Source organism: Psychrobacter sp. NG27 (genome assembly GCF_016106655.1).
Classification (GTDB): domain Bacteria; phylum Pseudomonadota; class Gammaproteobacteria; order Pseudomonadales; family Moraxellaceae; genus Psychrobacter.
Genome location: NZ_JADGIN010000002.1, coordinates 621959 through 641375, shown reverse-complemented (window position 1 = coordinate 641375; position 19417 = coordinate 621959). Strand labels below are relative to the sequence as shown.

The 19417-nt window shown below is 44.3% G+C and carries 14 protein-coding genes and 4 tRNA genes; 7 read left to right on the top strand and 11 right to left on the bottom strand.

Going from position 1 to position 19417, the window contains the following annotated elements; genetic code table 11:
- Positions 1–437 precede the first annotated feature (437 nt).
- From IP485_RS06095 to IP485_RS06055, 9 genes are all read right to left on the bottom strand, one after another.
- Positions 438–512 (bottom strand) — tRNA-Thr (locus IP485_RS06095).
- A 103-nt stretch (positions 513–615) separates the two neighbouring features.
- Positions 616–689: transfer RNA gene (locus tag IP485_RS06090), tRNA-Gly, on the bottom strand.
- An 84-nt stretch (positions 690–773) separates the two neighbouring features.
- Positions 774–857 (bottom strand) — tRNA-Tyr (locus IP485_RS06085).
- 67 nt (positions 858–924) lie between these two features.
- Positions 925–1000, bottom strand: a tRNA-Thr gene (locus IP485_RS06080).
- Between the two features lie 192 nt (positions 1001–1192).
- Positions 1193–2689: an anthranilate synthase component I family protein gene (locus IP485_RS06075; protein WP_198326444.1), complete on the bottom strand. Its 1497-nt coding sequence runs from the start codon at positions 2687–2689 to the stop codon at positions 1193–1195.
- A gap of 281 nt (positions 2690–2970) precedes the next feature.
- Positions 2971–4254: an FHA domain-containing protein gene (locus tag IP485_RS06070; RefSeq protein WP_198326443.1), complete on the bottom strand. Its 1284-nt coding sequence runs from the start codon at positions 4252–4254 to the stop codon at positions 2971–2973.
- Positions 4255–4379: 125 nt separating this feature from the next.
- Positions 4380–5126: an RsiV family protein gene (locus IP485_RS06065; protein WP_227686424.1), complete on the bottom strand. Its 747-nt coding sequence runs from the start codon at positions 5124–5126 to the stop codon at positions 4380–4382.
- Between the two features lie 310 nt (positions 5127–5436).
- Positions 5437–7032, bottom strand: a complete 1596-nt coding sequence (locus IP485_RS06060) for a peptide chain release factor 3 (RefSeq protein ID WP_194363721.1) — start codon at positions 7030–7032, stop codon at positions 5437–5439.
- A 216-nt stretch (positions 7033–7248) separates the two neighbouring features.
- Positions 7249–8175: a hypothetical protein gene (locus IP485_RS06055; RefSeq protein ID WP_198326441.1), complete on the bottom strand. Its 927-nt coding sequence runs from the start codon at positions 8173–8175 to the stop codon at positions 7249–7251.
- Between the two features lie 484 nt (positions 8176–8659).
- Here IP485_RS06055 and IP485_RS06050 point away from each other — a divergent pair, with 484 nt between their 5' ends.
- The 3 genes from IP485_RS06050 (at position 8660) to IP485_RS06040 (ending at position 13030) form a co-directional block, all read left to right on the top strand.
- Positions 8660–9073 (top strand): organic hydroperoxide resistance protein, encoded by a 414-nt coding sequence (locus IP485_RS06050; RefSeq protein ID WP_198326440.1) that lies wholly within the window; start codon positions 8660–8662, stop codon positions 9071–9073.
- Between the two features lie 231 nt (positions 9074–9304).
- Positions 9305–12289 carry a DNA polymerase I gene (polA, locus tag IP485_RS06045; protein WP_413787015.1) on the top strand — a complete coding sequence of 995 codons (2985 nt, stop codon included), beginning with the start codon at positions 9305–9307 and terminating at the stop codon, positions 12287–12289.
- A 204-nt stretch (positions 12290–12493) separates the two neighbouring features.
- A complete protein-coding gene (locus tag IP485_RS06040; protein WP_198326439.1) occupies positions 12494–13030 on the top strand; it encodes a hypothetical protein in 537 nt (178 codons plus the stop codon).
- Between the two features lie 41 nt (positions 13031–13071).
- Here IP485_RS06040 and IP485_RS06035 read toward each other — a convergent pair whose 3' ends face one another.
- On the bottom strand, positions 13072–14322 hold the full coding sequence (locus IP485_RS06035) for a NosD domain-containing protein (protein ID WP_198326438.1): 1251 nt from the start codon (positions 14320–14322) through the stop codon (positions 13072–13074).
- Between the two features lie 192 nt (positions 14323–14514).
- On the opposite strand from IP485_RS06035, the gene IP485_RS06030 reads away from it, so the two are divergent.
- On the top strand, positions 14515–14865 hold the full coding sequence (locus IP485_RS06030) for a hypothetical protein (RefSeq protein ID WP_198326437.1): 351 nt from the start codon (positions 14515–14517) through the stop codon (positions 14863–14865).
- 130 nt (positions 14866–14995) lie between these two features.
- Here IP485_RS06030 and hemH read toward each other — a convergent pair whose 3' ends face one another.
- Positions 14996–16015, bottom strand: coding sequence for a ferrochelatase (hemH, locus tag IP485_RS06025; protein ID WP_198326436.1), 1020 nt, complete (start codon positions 16013–16015; stop codon positions 14996–14998).
- Between the two features lie 431 nt (positions 16016–16446).
- Here hemH and metX point away from each other — a divergent pair, with 431 nt between their 5' ends.
- The 3 genes from metX to IP485_RS06010 all read left to right on the top strand — a co-directional run bounded on the left by metX (position 16447) and on the right by IP485_RS06010 (position 19392).
- Positions 16447–17811 (top strand): homoserine O-acetyltransferase MetX, encoded by a 1365-nt coding sequence (metX, locus tag IP485_RS06020; RefSeq protein ID WP_198326480.1) that lies wholly within the window; start codon positions 16447–16449, stop codon positions 17809–17811.
- On the top strand, positions 17808–18425 hold the full coding sequence (metW, locus tag IP485_RS06015; protein ID WP_194363714.1) for a methionine biosynthesis protein MetW: 618 nt from the start codon (positions 17808–17810) through the stop codon (positions 18423–18425). The genes metX and metW overlap by 4 nt, the downstream gene beginning before the upstream one ends.
- A 385-nt stretch (positions 18426–18810) precedes the next feature.
- On the top strand, positions 18811–19392 hold the full coding sequence (locus IP485_RS06010; protein WP_198326435.1) for a tetratricopeptide repeat protein: 582 nt from the start codon (positions 18811–18813) through the stop codon (positions 19390–19392).
- The last annotated feature ends 25 nt before the right edge of the window (positions 19393–19417 follow it).

Sequence of the window (19417 nt, the reverse complement as noted above, 5' to 3'; positions counted from 1 at the left end):
CCGATGGTACCAACGTTGACATGTGGTTTTAGACGTTCAAACTTGGCCTTTGCCATGAGTATTTCCTCTTTTTTTGGTGAATCTTTATCAATCAAAGATCGGTTAATAGCTGTTTGACGGCTCATGATATTTATAAGACCATCAAACCGTTGACGCTATGGCGTACCTAACAAACATTATACTTAATTTTTGAGCTATTGAACATGACAAGCTATTGATACTGTTATATTTTAATCTAACCACAAGTATTGAAATATATTTATACTACATTCAATATTCATTGATAAATTCACAGCACTAAAAGGCAACACCTCAGTGTCACCTTTAAATTATTTTTTGCTGTAATAATTTTATATGTTTCAATAGTCTATAATTTCGGCATTGAGGCAAAGCTATATATGAATAGCAAAACAAACACAAAAGATTTAAACAATAAATGGAGCTCATATCGAGAATTGAACTCGAGACCTCTCCCTTACCAAGGGAGTGCTCTACCGCTGAGCTATATGAGCGTATGCTAAAAATCTTTGAGCTGCACTAAAAAAAATATCACGATACAGTAGTAATGATAACTGTCGTGATGAATGTTTAATAGTCTTTGCGATGGTGTATATATGGAGCGGGTGGCGGGAATCGAACCCGCGTCATTAGCTTGGAAGGCTAAGGTGTTACCATTATACCACACCCGCATTTACTCTTATTCGAACCAACTCTAATCGAGAGTCGTTAAGTATATCGAGCATGCTTGGCGCTATGACAAACTTAAAAAAATATGGTGGTGGGAGAAGGATTCGAACCTTCGAAGCTTTCGCGACAGATTTACAGTCTGTTGGGTTTGACCGCTCCCCAATCCCACCTTAGGTTGCTTTAAACAAAAATGACTTTAGTTTAAGACATATTCATAAAAAGCTACTTTAAGAGAGATGGTGCCGACTGCCGGGATCGAACTGGCGACCTACTGATTACAAGTCAGTTGCTCTACCAACTGAGCTAAGTCGGCTTGTTCTCTTAAAGTGGTGGCTATTCTATCAAATATTTTGAGATGCGCAAGCACTTTTTCATCTTTTTTTAAATTAATTTGATATAAACATTTAAGATATTGATTAAATTAGCATTTTTATAAATAAAGATATGGCATTAAATTAGCTTTTTGTTCAAAGCATTTGTTTTTGCCACACAGCAGGCTATTTAACTAGCGAATGTGCAAACCATTACAGGCCATTTTTACAGCTTTTATCAATGACGAGGCTTTTTTGTTGGTTTCATTCCATTCTGTTTCTGGTAGAGAATCAATAAAAACCCCTGCGCCTGTTTGAACATGTATCTGACCACGGCGCATCACTGCTGTCCGAATCGCGATGGCCGTGTCCATATCACCGTTCCATCCCAGATACCCGACTGAGCCGCCAAATACCGTTCGACGCACAGGCTCGATCTCATCGATTATTTGCATGGCACGGACTTTGGGTACCCCCGATAGCGTACTAGCGGGAAAGGTAGCACAGAACACATCGAGCGCATCTTTATCCGGTAAGACTGTGCCTTCCACATTGGATACTATATGCATGACTTGTGAATAACGCTCAATAAACATCTTTTCAGTGACTTTGACACTATCCTCAATACAGACACGGCTCATATCATCGCAACTCACATCAATAAACATCGAGTGATCAGTGATTTCTTTTGTGTCATTGAGCAGCTCCTGCTCAAGCGCTAAATCTTCTGCTGCGTCTCGACCACGCTTGCGAGTTCCTGCCAATGGACGTACGGTGACTTTGCCATTCTCGATACGTGACAGACTTTCAGGAGAGGCACCGATGATATCAAAACGCTTGTGATCATCAAGCGTGTAACCATGCACTAAGAACAGATAAGGTGATGGATTTAAGTACCGTAGCGCACGATAGACAGCCAGCGAGTCACCTGTGTAGTCTGCTGTCAGACGCTGCGATGGCACCACGTGAGTGGCCTCTCCTGCCCTAATATAGCTTTTTATCTTATCAACATCCTTGCTGTACTTCTCTGCGCCTGTCTGTGAGGTGAATGTTGGGGTTGGCATCACTGGCGCGCGCAAGTTCGATGGCTCAGCCAGTTTTTCTTCGATTTTTTCGAGTTCACGAATGGCTGAGCTATAGCCGTCCTCAGACTGACAATCGGCATAGACGATGATTGACAAGGTGTTCTCTAAATTATCAAAGACGATGACACTCATCGAGAGCATCAACCACATGTCGGGCATCGACATCGTATTGGGGGCATCAGACAAGCCCACACTTGGTTCAATGATGCGCACCATGTCATAGCCAAAGTAACCCACTAGACCACCGCTGAAGCTCGGTAGTGTGGGAACCTCTGCTGCCGTTGGCATCTGATACTGAGCCATGAGCTGACGAATGTAATCAAAAGGATTTTCGACCAATTCCGTATCGGTATGATCGTTCTTTTTGGTGGTCATATTGCCATCAGCATACTGCACAATCAGATCACTACCGAGACCTATCATCGAATATCGCGCCCAACGTTCACCGCCTACCAAGGATTCAAACAGGTAAGCAGAACCATTTAGATCACGTACTTTGGAAAAGACGGACACGGGTGTTTGCGAATCCATCAATCGCTTTTTTACCAATGGTGCATGGCTAAAGCCCTGATCTTTAAACGCTTGGTATTCTTCGAAGGTCATCATAGTAATGCTCGCTTAGCAGCTTATCGTTTATCCATTATAAAAAATGACAGCGTTAATCCCGTTTGCAATGATTTATATATGCCTGTATTCGGATCGCCTTGATATTTTTAATGGAATCAACAGCATTGGCAAAAAATAAAAAAGCCAACGGATCAATAAAAGAGAGCGCCAACACCTTATCTAAATGCTGACGCTAACATTAATGCGGTATAAACTCAGTTTTCTTTCCGCTTAACAATGACACATACAAGCTATGAGTATCGTGTATAAGCGACTTTGGGTTATACAATACCTTTATTAAATAACCACAATGCCAAGCCAATAATCAAAATGGCAGCAAATACCCATATAAACCAACCGCCGCTTGGTTTTTTCTCTATGTGTCCTGCATTGGCAGGGTTGCTTATCTGTTGGTCTGCGGCATTGTTACCTTGAGTACCAAGATCATGAGACTGACCCAGATTTGCCGTGCCAGAGAATTGCGATGTAGCCGCTTGCTTGGCGCGCAAGACGTCAGGATCTGCCTCTTCTTGCAGCTCAGTCGTCGTCGTTTTGTCGTGCGATACTTGTACTGCTGGCTCTTCATCTACTGCGGGCTGCGCTACTAAGGGTTCATTATCCGCAGATATCGTTGGTTCTGCAGCCATCACTTCAGGCTGATTAGATACCGTCTCTGCTACAACTGGTGTCTCTTCAATGGGTGAAGGCTCTACACTGTCTGTGGCAGATAGCACTGTATCTATACCCGTTTCTTTGAAAATTGGCGCTTCTTGAGACACAGGGTCGATCACATCGGTAGTAGCAGTCGTAGAGATATCTGGTGCATCAGTCTCAGTCTCTAAATCCGTCTCACTAGACACATTGTCAGACGTATCTGTGGTCGGTAAAATGTCTTCGATACCCGTTTCTTTTACGATAGGCTCACTGCTCGTCAGAACGGGTTCTTCTACGATAGGTTGTTCAACAACAGTGTCTTTAGTAATAGCATCTTCAACAACTGGCTCTTCAGCAGTCATATCTTCGACAAAATCATCTGCCACAATTTTCTCTTCGACAACAGCATCTTCCATGATAGCGTTTTCTGTTATTGCCTCATTAATGTCCGTTTCTTCAGCCGTCACTGGCTCATCGAAAATCTCTGCGGACTCAGTACTAGCAACAGTACTAGGCACGATAGCCGCTACTGACTCATCTGCTGTAGCTATAGGCATCTCTACTTCATTAGCCACTGATGTATGTACTTGAAAAGCAAAGCTGGCAAAGCCAAGCGTATCATCTACTTGTAGAAGGTTCGATTCATTGCCTTCGATGCGTCGATCGTTGATAAATGTGCCATTAGAAGAATCTAAATCCTTCACGTATAACTGACCATCCAACACGCTCAGCACTGCATGATTGCGAGATACCTGCTTGCTACCTAGTACCACGTCATTGTCGTTACCACGGCCAACTGAGAGGCTATCATCGACTGTTAGCGTTAGATCTCCTAACGCCGCTGTTAATGCATTTAACTGCCAAGTTGTTGTACTTGCTGCCGGGTTCACGCTATCTATATCGTTCGTCATATAATGACTCCTTGATTTTTATTACATTTCAAATTAAAAATAGTCTTAACTCATTGTGCAAATCACAGCTGACTCATAGCAGCTAAAATCTGTCTATTTATCTTTTTATCTGCATATCTGTCTGTTTATTTACGTAAAAAATGCGGTTTTATGACAGTATCAAGCTTACTGTATGGAATGCTAAGCGTCGGCATACCGTAGGCATATGGACCGATAACATAGGGTTGATAGCGAATATCAATGCCTTTGTCTGTCAATGTCACATCATCGCTCAGCGTAAACGGCCAACTTTTCTCATAACTGCTGACATCATCAGCGACCGTTTTTACCCATGTTTGGTATGCATCATAAGCGAGTGCTTCAAAGCGAGGCTTTTGGCTTGCCAGTAGCATATCTGCCAATTTTATTTGCTTTTTACTACTAAGATCAAACATTAAGTATTCGCTATAAGGCATGCCGTGGGCACCACCAGTGAACACATATGAATCGATATCAAACAGCTCAAAATCATTAACGTGACCCAAATACTCAGGCCTTACCATCCTCTCATATCCCCAAGACACATCATTGGGCAGGTCTTGGATTTGTGATGTTGCAAAGTTATCAAGCGCAGCTGTTACCTCTTGTGGAGTGCTTGTCGCCTTGATGGCTGCTGATTCAGTTGGTTCACTATTGACGACCAAACTGTTGATACGCGCATTAACCGCCTCATTTATCCACCCATGATTACTCTCAAGATATTTGATCTCAATATTTGGGCAATTATCACGTTCCCCGCAGGCTTGCTGAACATTTTCGGGTAGTTGGTAGTCAAGATAATGGCTACTATTGATGAGGCTACCTGCATGTGCAGACAGGCTGGTAGCGCCCAAAAGCAAGCCACTCGCAAGTAAACCAATTCGATATATGCGGCTTACTCTGTCTGAAAAGAGATGAGTAAGTATAGACTTATTAATGTTCAATGGAGTCATCGCTTCCATGCATCCTTTTTTATAGATATAAAATGTTACTTAACATTCTATCGTAACAATCGTGATGTATTGTAGGAACACTGTTCGTGTTTTTAAGGGTTTACTGATGACTGAATAGTGGTCTTGCCCCATCTGCCCTACAAATAACGGACAATAAAAAAGACACGGCTAGCGTGTCTTAGTAGATAACAATACCGCGATGTGACTGATTTTAATGCTCACGCGTACTGCTAAACGTGATTTCTGGATAGCGGTCTTGCATCAGCTGCAAGTTAACGCGCGACGGTGCAAGATACGTCAAATAACCACCGCCATCTAGAGACAGTTGGTCATGAGCTTTTTTCTTAAACTTGGCTAGTGCTACTTCGTCATCACAGTGAATCCAGCGAACTGTCGCGATTGAAACTGGCTCAAAGATACACTGTACTTTGTACTCTTCTTTGAGACGATGCGCGACCACCTCAAACTGTAGTACACCGACTGCACCCAAGACCAAGTCATTATTAATCTGCGGCATAAACACCTGAGTGGCGCCCTCTTCACTTAATTGCTGTAGGCCTTTTTGCAATGCTTTTGACTTTAGCGGATCTTTGAGTATCACGCGGCGAAATAGTTCAGGGGCAAAATGTGGAATCCCCGTAAAGTTCAGCTCCTCGCCTTCAGTGAAACTGTCACCGATCGAGATGGTTCCGTGGTTATGCAAACCAATGATATCACCTGGATACGCTTCTTCTAGCGCTTCACGGTCGCCTGCCAAAAACGTCAACGCATCAGCGATACGCACATCTTTACCCAAACGCACATGCTTGAGCTTCATGCCTTTTTCGTACTTACCAGAGCATACTCGCAAGAACGCGATGCGGTCACGGTGGCGCGGATCCATATTTGCCTGAATCTTGAAGACAAAGCCACTAAAAGCCGTCTCATTCGCTGCCACTTCACGCTCATTGGTCGGATGTGCTTTGGGCGGCGGCGCATACTTAACCAAAGTATCTAGCACCATATTGACACCAAAGTTACCTAGCGCTGTACCGAATAGTACTGGCGTCATCTCACCCGCTAAAAACGCCTCAACACTGAACTCTTCTAGTGCCATTTGTACCAGCTCAAGCGACTCTTCAAAAGCGTCAAACATGAGCGTACCCAAACGCTCACGAATATCTGGATAGTCATAGCCTTCGCGAGTCTCAGAGACCGTCATCTTGCCGCCATTACCTTTTTCATAAAAGTAGGTTTTGTTTTCGGTCAAATGATAGACACCGACAAAATCCTGTCCCATACCAATCGGCCAGGTCACTGGAATACATTTAATCTTTAGCACCGCCTCGATTTCGCTCAGTAGCTCAAGTGGCTCACGAATCTGGCGATCGAGCTTATTCACAAAAGAGATGATAGGTGTGTCACGCATGCGGCAAACCTCCATCAATTTGATGGTTCGCTCTTCGACACCTTTTGCGCCATCGACCATCATCAGTGCGCTGTCCACGGCGGTCAATGTACGGTAGGTATCTTCACTAAAGTCGGCGTGACCGGGGGTATCTAGTAGGTTGACCATATGGTCCTGATACGGAAACTGCATGACAGAGGTGGTAATCGAGATACCACGCTCTTGTTCCATGCTCATCCAATCTGAGGTCGCGTGACGATCCGTCTTACGACCTTTAACCTCTCCCACTACCTGAATTGCCTGTCCCCATAGCAACAGTTTCTCGGTCATGGTGGTCTTACCCGCATCGGGATGCGAGATGATAGCGAAGGTGCGGCGTTTGGCCACTTCTTTGTTCAGTTTCTTTGGATCTACACTCATAATTTTTGGCTTCAACCTTAACTTCAAAAAGGCTGTCTTTTAGACAGTAATCTAAATAAATAGAATAAATAATGGGCGTATTGTAGCCGATTTAGCATCAGGGTGCAGAATTAGCACACAAAAAACACGCTCTCTCGTTCGCGCGGAACGCGTCAGTATAGTTTCTAACACGCAGCGTGACACTTAGCTTGCATTGCAAATAATGCTTGATAACGCTCAATAATAGCGCTCAATTTGTGCTTCTAAAAAGTCTCCAGCCACCTCATTGACGAGGGTGCAATTTACCACGCCGCGTTGACTGTCAGTATTTGGAGCAGTGTTGCCTTTAGCCACATAGTTGGCTTCATAGATATTTTTTGCATATTCAAGGCCGCTGTATTCATAAGCGGGCTCATCGTCATATTCAAAAAACATGACTTGGGCGGCTTTATGCTCATTGCCTACGCCAACGGCAAACTGCGAGGTGCGGTGGTCTCTATCGTCACTAAAGCGCTGTCTGGCAGCATCAATCCAATTATCTAACGAGGCATAGCCTGTTTTGTTTTTATCGTTGAATGCCAAAAACGAGCGCTCGCTTGTGACCACAGGGATATAGCAGACCGAGCCTTCTGGAAAGGCAATATCTGTTGGAATCTCAGGATAGTTGTTCAAGTCGGTAAGGATACCGCGACTATCACTAGTCATGCCAGCACTGACGTTTGTATTCGTGCCAACATTATAACTATTGGCACGAACCCCTGATAAATCGAGTGTCTTATAAATTGTTTTATACTCTAGCTTATTATTGCTATTTTTCTCATAAATAGGACGTTTGACGGTACGGCCATCGACCTCGATGTCTTTATTTTCGAGTCGACCTTCAAAGTTATCTGCCAGCACTTTTCTGTCCAAATCATTGAGACTCTGATTGCTGTAACTGTTGATAATATTGGCCGTTTTGATGTTGCGGGCACCCGTGCGGTAGGTTTCATCGATTCGTGCAATAGCGCTGGCATTGGCATTACTGTCATAGCTATTGGCAAAGCTTGTCAGCATAATCTTACTGCTACCAGAACCATACTGGCCATCGTCTTCTTGGCAACCCAAAAGAGTCACCATCGTCAACAAGCAAACACTCGGTATCGCAATCATTCTCTTCATCAAACACTGTCCTTATGATTCAGATTGTCATCATCTATCTGGATGATACTGTCTAACCAACTATATTATTCATTCTCTTTTTTCTGTCTATGCACACTACTAACTTTAGCAGCCAGTCATTGGCACTAGACTGATACTGGATGACACTATTAGTACTCATTAGCTGAACATAATGAAACTCTACTTCTGCATCCGGTACTCATAAAGCCTCATTAAAAGCCTACTTACAAACTTGTTGCAAATATTTACTACTCACGCACTAACCTATACAGATAATTTGCTATGCTGTGTTGTGCGTTCATTCTTATGTATAAAGCCTAGATGTACATGGATGCACATGAAAAAATAGCAAGGAAATACACACTGTCTGAAGTACAGATTATCTACTATATAAAATGTAAATTACTTAAAATATAAGTCATTTAAAATATAAGTCATTTAAAATATAAATTATTCAAATACAAAAACGCAAAATAAAGGACCTATTATGAAAACGCTATATTCTACCAAAGCAACTGTTACTGGCGGCCGTGCAGGTACAGCCAGCTTAAGCGATAACGATCTTAGCATCAACATGGTACCACCAGGTTCTGGCAAAGAAGGCAACAATCCAGAGCAAATGTTTGCAATAGGCTACAGCGCCTGCTTTGATGGTGCTCTTGGTGCTGTCAAACAAATGGAAAAAGCAAAATTTGACTCAACCACCCAGATAGAAGTCGATCTCTTGCAAGGTGAAGGCCACGACTATAACATTGCGGCCAGAATCCATGTGATCGGTGAAAACACTGAACTGTCTGCCGATGAGTTTCAAGCATTGGTCGAAAAAGCACATCAAGTATGCCCATACTCTAAAGCCACACGCGGCAATATCGATGTTAGCGTAACGTCAGAAGTCAAATAACCTACTTATCGACCCACTATCCAATAGACAGCTATCAAGTAGATAACGATTAAAGTGATAGTAGGTTAATTATAAAAGAACTCAGCTGGTCTGGGTTCTTTTTTTGTTTGAAATTTTGGTGAAAAAATATTATCGCTACAACATCTCGTAACGCTTAAGCAGTTCGGCATATCCTGATTTTATCGTTATAATAACCGTATATTTTTATCTAATAGCTGATAAGTGACCTTTATGACTGATCCTATGACCAACTCCAACACAGACAGTGACCATAACTCCCATCAAGCGCTCGACCCAAAGGCCATGCCAAATTTTGACACCATGCCCAATGTGGCGACCATGGACACCAGTCATGTGGACAAAGATCAGCCGCCATTCATCTTGGTTGATGGCTCGTACTATCTGTTTCGCACTTATCATGCCCTACCAAAAACCATGCAAAACTCACAAGGCCTGATAACCAATGCCATTCGCGGCACATTGAACGCACTACTCAAGCTGATGCGTCGTTATCACCCCACTCATATGGCGGTTTGCTTTGATACCAAGTCACCAACGTTTCGTCATCACATGTCGACCGACTATAAAGCCGCGCGTCCACCCATCGATATTGAGCTAGTAGAGCAGATTCCTTATATTCATCGCTTGGTCACGGCACTGGGGATTCCGCTGTTACGTATCGAGGGCGCAGAAGCCGATGACATCATCGGCACGTTGGCCCATCGCGCCGTCGAGCAAGGTCATCACGTCGTCATCTCAACCGGTGATAAAGACATGATGCAACTGGTCAATGACTGCGTGATATTGGAAGACAGCTTTACGGGAAAAGTGACGGACACTCAGGCCGTCGTCGACAAACTTGGTATTAACCCTAATCAAATGATTGATTTTTTGACCTTGATGGGTGATGCATCAGATGGTATTAAAGGTGTGCCTGGCATCGGCAAAAAAACCGCCAAAGATTTACTCGTTGAGTATGGTGATATCGGTAACATGTTAAAGCATATTGGCTTCATCAAAGGTCGCGGTGCAAAAGGCTTGATCGAGCACGCTGATGATATTCCGTTCAATCGAAAACTGGCCACTATCGTGACAGATCTGGCCATCGGCCAAGACTGGAATGACCTTAAAGTCAATACTGACCCTCGCGCTCATATAGACGAGTTACGTGCGCTCTATAATGAGCTTGAGTTTAGAAATGAGCTGGCATCTCTTGATCACCCAAATCATCCCGCGAATGGGAACGGCGCACAAAGTGGCGCTGACAGTCGCGCCGAGGCCGAATCGCAAGCACAAATCGCCAAATCTCTACAATCGACCAATAGTGGACACATCACAGACCGCAAACATCAGGATAAGGCGTGGCACACTATCTTGGATATGCCTGCCTTTGATAGTTTGCTGACGTCATTAGAGGCGGCGCCGCACTTTGTTATCGATACCGAAACCACCAGTGTTCATTGGCGTGAGGCACAAATAGTCGGCCTGTCTTTTGCCATGCAAGCCCACGAAGCCTACTACATTCCGCTGACGCACAGTCTAGAAGGTGATGAGCTAACCGCAAAGCAGATCGACCGCGATACGGTACTGGCACGCTTAAAACCTGTATTAGAAAATCCAAATATCGGTAAAATTGGTCAGCATCTAAAATACGATGCCCACATTCTCAGTCATTATGATATCGATTTGGTCGGCACAATACACGAGCAACCGAACAACTGGGCCATGGACACCATGCTTGCCAGCTATGTGATTAATGCAGCGGCCACTCGCCACGGCATGGATGATTTGGCGCGTCATTATCTACAAACACAGACCATCAGCTTTGAGGAAGTGGCTGGTAAAGGCGCTAAACAAGTCACCTTTGACCAAGTGGCCATCGATATCGCTAGCGACTACGCTTGTGAAGATGCCGATATTACCTATCAGTTGTTTGATGTGTTCAGTGTTGAGCTCGCTAACGATGACAATAATGCCAAATTGCTACACGAGTTAGAGATTCCAACAGCTGAGATTCTGTGCCAAATGGAAGCAAACGGTATCTTAATCAAGCGTCCGTTTTTAAACGAGTTATCAAAACGCTTTGATGAAGAAATCATTGCATTAGAAAAACGTGCCTATGAAGTGGCTGGTGAAGAATTCAATCTTGGCTCGCCAAAACAACTTGGCGAGATGCTGTTTGAAAAGCTTGGCGTACCGGGTGGCAAAAAAACCAAATCCGGTCAGTACTCGACTGGTGAAGCCGTATTGTCAAAAATTGATCACCCATTGGTCGATATCACGTTGGAATATCGCAGCCTATCTAAGCTCAAGAGCACTTATACCGACGCGCTAGACAATGTGGCAGATAGCAAGACCGATCGTGTACACACCAGCTATCATCAAGCACTGACCAGCACTGGACGTTTATCTTCGACTGATCCCAATTTACAAAACATCCCGATTCGTACGGCAACTGGTCGCTTGATTCGTCAGGCCTTTATTGCACCAGAAGGTCGCGTTATCCTCGCAGCGGATTATTCGCAAATCGAGCTTCGATTGATGGCGTATTTCTCAGGCGATCACGCGCTTACTCATGCTTTTAACGAAGGGTTAGATATTCATGCTGCCACCGCTGCTGAAGTGCTGGGCAAGGATGTCGCTGACGTCACCTCGACTGAACGTCGCAATGCTAAGGCCATTAACTTTGGCCTGCTATATGGTATGAGTGCATTTGGTCTAGCCAAACAGCTGCAAATGAGCCGTAACGAGGCGCAAGACTATATCGATATGTACTTTGAGCGCTATCCAGGCGTCAAAAACTATATGATCAATACGCGCGCCAGTGCGTACGAGCAAGGCTATGTAGAGACGATATTGGGCCGTAAGCTCTACACGCCTGATATCAATCACAGCAACCGTATGGTCAAGCAAGGCGCTGAACGCGCAGCCATTAATGCACCTCTACAGGGTTCAGCCGCTGATTTGATTAAGCTTGCCATGATCGCGGTCGATAAAGTTCTGCCTAAAGAGCATGCCAAAATGCTACTGCAAGTCCATGATGAACTGGTGTTCGAAGTCGATGCAGATAAAGTAGATGAGGTGAGCCAGTTGATTACTGATGCGATGCAAGATGTCTTAACGACAACCGCTATCAATAAAGGCTGGCATGTAGACTTTGCCGTACCGTTACTGGTTGAGACAGATAGCGGTCAGAACTGGGATGAAGCGCACTAATCATTGATTTGGGTAAATGAGATAGAGTGTGGGTTGTTTTTTTTATACTTGGCACCACTAAAGTTGCTATTCAGCCCACCATCAGTATTACAACATTGCTGATGGCACGGATGATATTAACCCCATATACGCATTACACAGTGTTCGGTCTAGAGTGAGCCTTTGAGCTCACTTTTTTGCCCTTAAAATCAGGAGTGTTTTATTTTGAATACAGATGGCATTATCGAAGCGCCTGGTATTATCCTGTTGATAGCCTGCCTGCTGCGCAGCTTACAGTACGTCATGCAGAGTCACATTAAACAGATTCAGGCTTTTTGGCTGGCAACTGTACTCGCGTTCATCGCTGTGATTCGCCGCGAGCTGAACTACTTACCAGACTTATTGGTTCCAAACGACTTCTCCTTTCTCAGTCAGTCTTATGACTGGTGGGAAGACATCGTTCTGACCGTTATTTACCTTGTCGCCCTTGGTTTATTTGCTTATTCAAGACGCTACCTATGGGCCGTATTAAAAAGCGTTCATGTTTCTGTCTATCTTAGTGTCACTGCACTCGCTATCGTACAATATATGGGAGAGAACGCGATCGGGTTTCCTCATACGCTGGGCGGTATCGTTGAAGAACTGGCTGAAACCGCGATTTATGCCATTGCCTTAACTTATATTTGGTGCTTCAATTTGACAGAATCTGCAGCAGGTTTTGGCTATCCCTCAGACTATGCGCTAAACCACAGCAGTAAATAACACTCGTCAATGTTTTATAAGTATTAAAGAAATATTTACGGCTACTCGATATGGGTAGCCGTTTTGCTTGCAGCGCGGATATGAATCGCTTGCTCGATAGATTTATCGATAAAAATATTGCTTTTAATCCGTGTGTTTTTAATCGCGCCTGCCGTGCTTTCTTCACGAATCTCAGAACCCACAGCGATAGGCATACCTACCGTCGCTGCAAACCTATTCCCCTCAATCAGTGTGCCGTCATCTTCTACGATAACGCCCTTCTCTACCTGCTCAAAACGGTTATCAACAATTTGATTGTTTTTGGCACTGTCCAAATGGTAGCTAGCAAATGGTGTTTGCTTGACTAAATAAGCACCGCATTCAAAACCTTTGAGATTGCGGGACTGTCTTGATGCTACCCAAACACCAACTGGCTCGTCTTCAAAGACATTATTGGCAATAATATTGTCTCGGCTCGATTCAGTACGTTTAAAATGATTGCCCCGCGTTGGATCATCGGCATGCTCGAAGCAATTGCGATATAGCAGTACACTGCCTGCGCCATTATGAATAAAGTGATTGTTTTCGATACGGTTGTTGCTCGATGAATCGACAGCAATGGCTTCACGATTGGGCTTAAATGTACGAAAACCATTGCCGACAAACACAGAGTTTTTGATCACATTATCGCGGCTACCGAATTCTAAATACAATCCCACTGTGCCTGCGTTTTGGATACGTACTTTGTCAAAAGTGATGTCATGTACATGATCACCGATGAACATGCCACTATTGATACTATTGCGACTGCTAACATTAATGATGCGAATACCATTTGGAGCAAGGGCGCGATTGGCAGCAGGATTGATAAAGCCGCGTGCGTAACGCTGATTTGGGTTGCTATATTGGCGAATGTGTAGTGCATGACCATAGCCCGTCACATGACAATTTGCAACGGCAATATTTTTTATAGCCTTATCTGTTTTAGGCTTAATCATAATCGCGCTGGCCTTTGAGTTATCATCACTCATCGTGCTGAGCAACGTACCACCACAGTCGAGTGAGCTGTTTGATTGGTTCAGCTCAAAACGTATCGATTGCCCTGTCAAATCACAGCCATTACTAAGTGTGCTATGGCCTTTTACCACAACCGTTTGCTTGAGTTCTAGTTGTGCGCAGTCGATTATCGTTGTGGCTGTCGGCAGTTTGCCATCAATAACAAGCGGCGGCTGTGAACCGACAGTACCTTCAGTGCTATCTGAATGGGTCACAGGCAGGCGCTTGCATGCTGTTAAACCAATGGCAACGCTCATTAAAGATACTGCTATTAGACTATTAGCGCTCACTATCATTGTGCATCTCATTTTTATTGTTTGTCTTACATTTTTTGAACATCCTGTGACACCTTACTACTATCAGTGATAATCATAACCCGTCAAACTTACCTTAATAAATGAAATTAACAACAACCATCAATAATAATCGTAAATAATAAGGAAGCTATCATGGAAAACTCAAAAAACCCGTTACCAGAAGAAATGGATCATATTGACGGTAATGGCCGCAATAATAATGACAGCACAGATGAACAAGACAACCAACTTGTCGATTTAGACAACCCCATGCTACACACTATCGACAACGATGATGTGATTGATAACAGCGTAGGGTTTAATAATTCAGAAGTCGGTACAGATGCTATCCAAGGTCTGACACCTGCACATCGTCAAAACATAGATGAGTCACGTGTTGATGAGATTTTGGTGCAAGACAACTTGGATGATCGTGATTATCCAGATTCGATGGATATCGTGGACAGAGAAGCCGCCGAACGCAGTAACGATGATGACTTCTAGAAATCATTGCTATTGTTAATACAGCCTTTTAAAAGAAAAAGCACGCTTAACTATATTAAGCGTGCTTTTTTATGACGTACTCTTTCATCAATAAATTTTTTCATTAATAAAAAGATATATTTACCACAACCTAAGCCCAACCATCCAACGTGCCAGCCCAGCCTTTCACTAGTGGCAAACTCAATGCTTCTAGCAACTCAATGTGTGCCTCATCAAGGTTCAGTGCTGGGATATAGTGATACTCTTGCCCGCCTGCGTGCAGGAAGTTTTCACGGTTCTCAATTGCCAGTTCTTCTAGTGTCTCAAGACAATCGGCTGAAAATGCAGGGCTAATCACTTGCACCGAGCGCACGCCTGATTTGCCCCAGTCTTCTAATACCACGTCAGTATACGGCTTGACCCATTCCTGCTTACCAAAGCGCGATTGGAAACTGATAATCCATTCGTCATCGTTCAAACCAAGCGCATGTGCCACTTGCGCAGCCGTACACTTACACCGTTTAGGATACGGATCCCCTTTATCGGCATAAGGCTGCGGGATACCGTGAAAGCTAAACATCAACTTTTCAGGCTTGCCATGCTTTTCTTGGAAACGGCGAATAGAGTCAGCCAATGCCTGTATATATAGCGGATGGGCAAAGTAGTCTTTGACAATCGTATAATTTGGCAAGTTGCGCTGCTTGAGCGTCCACTTTGTCAGCGCATCATATACCGCACCGCCTGAAGAGGCTGAATACTGCGGAAACAATGGCAGAATGACAAAGTGATCGACCCCTTCGCCGCGCAGCGTGTCCATGACATCGGGCAAACCAGGATTGCCATAGCTCATCGCTGGATGCACAGAGACGCGAAATGGCGCCACACTATTCGCCAAACGGGGCTCTAACAGCTCAACTTGGCTCTTTAATATCTTACGAATCGGCGAATCACCCTCCCAAATACTAGCGTAAGCCTTTGCTACTCGCTTAGGGCGACTTGGTAAGACAAATAGATTCAGAATAATCGCCCATAGGAATTTTGGAATTTCAATCACTCGTGGGTCTGACAAAAACTGTTTAAGATAGCGACGTACGGCAGGTGCCGTTGGCTCATCTGGCGTACCGAGATTCACTAGCAAAACGGCAATACGTGGGGGCAATTTAGGTTTCATAGTGGCACTTTATTAGCAGTAAATGATTAAAGATGATTTCACCATTATAAGAGGTAAAACGGTTAAGACAAGATTGAATAGGTATCTCATTAGTGTCGCACTTTATATATTAGTGGCACGCGCGAAAAACGCACTCACTACGATTTGATTCACAGTGGCTATTTTTTAGATGTTTGTTCATTACTAGTTGTCTACGGCTCCTATACTTCCCCTCGTCCAAAAAACTGTACCTGAAAGGCTCGCATGACGGTTGTACTCCTACGCGCATCGCCATACAATAGGCAGGCTCAGTTTATAAAAACTGCGTAGGTAAAATAGTCTGTCAACATCTTGCCATTTTGCTTTTATTTTATTGATGATTGTTGTCTTGCGAGGTAGCTTTGAACGCACGCTCTGATAATACCAGTGACCAGCCCCTTAATTCTGAGGCCATGTCTGATAGCTCAGCCCATACTACGGCAGGTTCAGTGGGTATCGTTACGCCCCAAAACTTCCATTTCGCTGAGCCATTGACCTTGGAGTGTAACCGTACCCTGCCCTCGTTTGATTTGATGGTAGAAACTTACGGCACGCTCAATAGCGACAAATCAAATGCAATTCTGATTTGCCACGCGTTATCGGGCAATCATCATGCAGCGGGCTTTCATAGCAGCGATGAAAAAAAGGCAGGCTGGTGGGACAATATGATTGGGCCCAACAAAGCCATCGATACCAATCAGTTTTATGTGGTGTGCGTCAATAATATCGGTAGCTGCTTTGGCTCAACAGGGCCTACCACCATCAATCCTGATAGCGTTGGTGTGGATGACAGCGATGAGCCGCAGGTGTATGGCCCTGACTTTCCGCTGATCACAATCAAAGACTGGGTAAAAACCCAAGCCATGCTCTCAGACCGTCTAGGAATTGACGTTTGGCACGCTATCGTTGGCGGCTCGATGGGCGGTATGCAGGCGCTGCAATGGTCTGTTGATTATCCAGAGCGGCTAAAACGCTGTGTGGTTATTGCCAGTACCCCCAAGCTCTCTGCGCAAAACATTGCCTTTAACGAAGTCGCACGTCAGTCGATACTATCCGATCCTGATTTTAAAGATGGTCGCTATTTACAAGCAGGCACTTATCCGCGGCGTGGGCTCATCCTCGCACGCATGGTTGGTCATATCACTTATTTGACTGATGATGCGATGAAAGCCAAATTTGGTCGTGATTTAAAATCTGGCAAGTTTATGTATGGCTATGATGTTGAATTTCAAGTTGAGAGCTACTTACGCTATCAAGGCGAGCGCTTTAGTGAAAACTTCGATGCCAATACTTACCTGCTGATGACTAAAGCCTTAGACTATTTTGATCCGACGCGCGACTACTCTTCAGACCCATCAACTGTAACAAAAGAAAATATAGAATCAGAAGTGCAAATAGAAGACTCAATCGCAGCGTCTGTCGAGTCTAGCAAAGCGAATGCACAGAATGAATTAGAAGATGCAGTAACGACGATTGAAGATATTGAGTCTGATCGTCAGCAAGAGCTTTCTGCGCTCAAAGCAGCCTTTGCTCATACTCAATGCCAGTATCTGGTGGTGTCATTCACTACTGACTGGCGCTTTGCCCCTGAGCGCTCACAAGAAATCGTTGATGCACTGATGGCTACTGGCAAACCTGTCAGCTATATCAATATTGATGCACCGCACGGACATGATTCGTTTTTGTTCGATATTCCGCGTTATATGGGTGCCGTAAAAGGCTTTTTGACTGCCCCATCTATTACCCAAAGTCGCCCAGTAACAGGAGAGTGCTCATGAGAATGGACTATCAATTGGCGGAGCGCTGGATTGCACCGCAGGCACACATACTTGACTTGGGCTGCGGTAATGGCGAGCTGCTCGCGCATTTACAACAGAACCTAGGCGTCACTGGATATGGCCTCGAGATCGATGAAGATAAAATCAATGAAGCCATCGGCAAAGGATTATCCATCGTCGAACAAGACCTCAATGATGGCTTAGCGCGTTTTGCTGACAATAGCTTCGATACGGTGGTGATGGCACGCGCGCTACAGGCAGTCAAATCACCTGATGTCTTGCTGCTCGACATGCTACGAGTGGCACGCGAGGCCGTCATCACATTCCCCAACTTTGCTCATTGGCAAAACCGTGTTCATCTGGGTCTCAAGGGCATCATGCCTGTCTCTGAAGCACTGCCTTATGAGTGGTATAACACGCCAAACATTCATTTATGCACGTTCAAAGACTTTGAAAAACTGTGTGCGCAGCATGATATCGATATCATTAACCGCTTTGCTGTGAGTGATTCTGAAAAAGGTCACACGCCATTAATGAAAGCATTAATACGCCGAGCACCTAATTTGTTAGCAGATGTTGCCATCTATCGCGTGACTAAGAAAAGTATCAAGTAAAAGCTGATATCACTTTTTATCAGACAGCCAAAACTGATGTAAAAGTCATGTTTTTAGACTTAATAGAGTATTAATTCCTTGTCATTTTTAGTAACTGTATGATTTTGTTGGGGCAAATTAGGTATAAATGCCTAGGGTACTGTGTAATTAGTATTTGAGTTTCGTAAGTTTGGGTGTTAAGCTAGCAAAATATTGTCAGCTACCCCGCTATTACGACCGTTTGTCTAATCAGTTAAGGGTTTATCTACGATACAAATACACTAGATCAAATTGCTAACGATTGGGTACGTTCATGTTGCACGACTCTACCTAATGGTTATCACCGCCTAAAATCCTTTAGCGGTACAATTTTTTTGCTTACTCATTGCCTAATTTTGGAGCTGCTATGAAATTACTAAAAGCTGCGTTGTTTACTGCATTATTTTCTTGTGCTGGTTTGGCCAATGCTGAGTTGATATCTAACGTACCGCTTGATACCTCGCGTTTTGAGCTGATGCCTGTCAGCGAGCTATCTAGCCGTGCCAGCCAAGGTAACGACCACGCTCAGTTCTACTTAGCCAAACGTCTGCAAAAAGGCGAAGGCATTGCCCAAAATACCCAGCAAGCACTACAATGGTATACCAAAGCCGCTCAGCAAGGCGTTGCCCCTGCTCAGTTAAATCTGGCCATCATGTATTTGCGCGGTGAAGGCGTACAGCCGAACTTGCAACAAGCACGCGTTTGGTTAGAGAAAGCTGCGATGCGCGGTGATAACCGTGCCAGCTATACCCTTGCACTGCTCGATGAAAAGCAAAAGAACTTAGTTGATGCTTATAAATGGTATGACTTGGCTGCCCGCGATGGCATGCTTGATGAAAAAGTCCGTAACAAAGCACGTGGCAAAATTGGCGAATTGGCATTGAACTTATCAAGTGCAGATATCGCCAGCGCTCGCAGCAAAGCAGATACGTGGTTCCAGAGTAAATAATATCTGACCCTACGCATCAAATATC

Bases quoted from the DNA above. Each gene is read 5' to 3' on its own strand.
- IP485_RS06075 (WP_198326444.1), bottom strand. From the start codon at position 2,689: ATGATGACCTTCGAAGAATACCAAGCGTTTAAAGATCAGGGCTTTAGC.
- IP485_RS06070 (WP_198326443.1), bottom strand. From the start codon at position 4,254: ATGACGAACGATATAGATAGCGTGAACCCGGCAGCAAGTACAACAACT.
- IP485_RS06060 (WP_194363721.1), bottom strand. From the start codon at position 7,032: ATGAGTGTAGATCCAAAGAAACTGAACAAAGAAGTGGCCAAACGCCGC.
- IP485_RS06050 (WP_198326440.1), top strand. From the start codon at position 8,660: ATGAAAACGCTATATTCTACCAAAGCAACTGTTACTGGCGGCCGTGCA.
- polA (WP_413787015.1), top strand. From the start codon at position 9,305: ATGACTGATCCTATGACCAACTCCAACACAGACAGTGACCATAACTCC.
- IP485_RS06035 (WP_198326438.1), bottom strand. From the start codon at position 14,322: ATGAGCGTTGCCATTGGTTTAACAGCATGCAAGCGCCTGCCTGTGACC.
- IP485_RS06030 (WP_198326437.1), top strand. From the start codon at position 14,515: ATGGAAAACTCAAAAAACCCGTTACCAGAAGAAATGGATCATATTGAC.
- hemH (WP_198326436.1), bottom strand. From the start codon at position 16,015: ATGAAACCTAAATTGCCCCCACGTATTGCCGTTTTGCTAGTGAATCTC.
- metX (WP_198326480.1), top strand. From the start codon at position 16,447: ATGTCTGATAGCTCAGCCCATACTACGGCAGGTTCAGTGGGTATCGTT.
- metW (WP_194363714.1), top strand. From the start codon at position 17,808: ATGAGAATGGACTATCAATTGGCGGAGCGCTGGATTGCACCGCAGGCA.
- IP485_RS06010 (WP_198326435.1), top strand. From the start codon at position 18,811: ATGAAATTACTAAAAGCTGCGTTGTTTACTGCATTATTTTCTTGTGCT.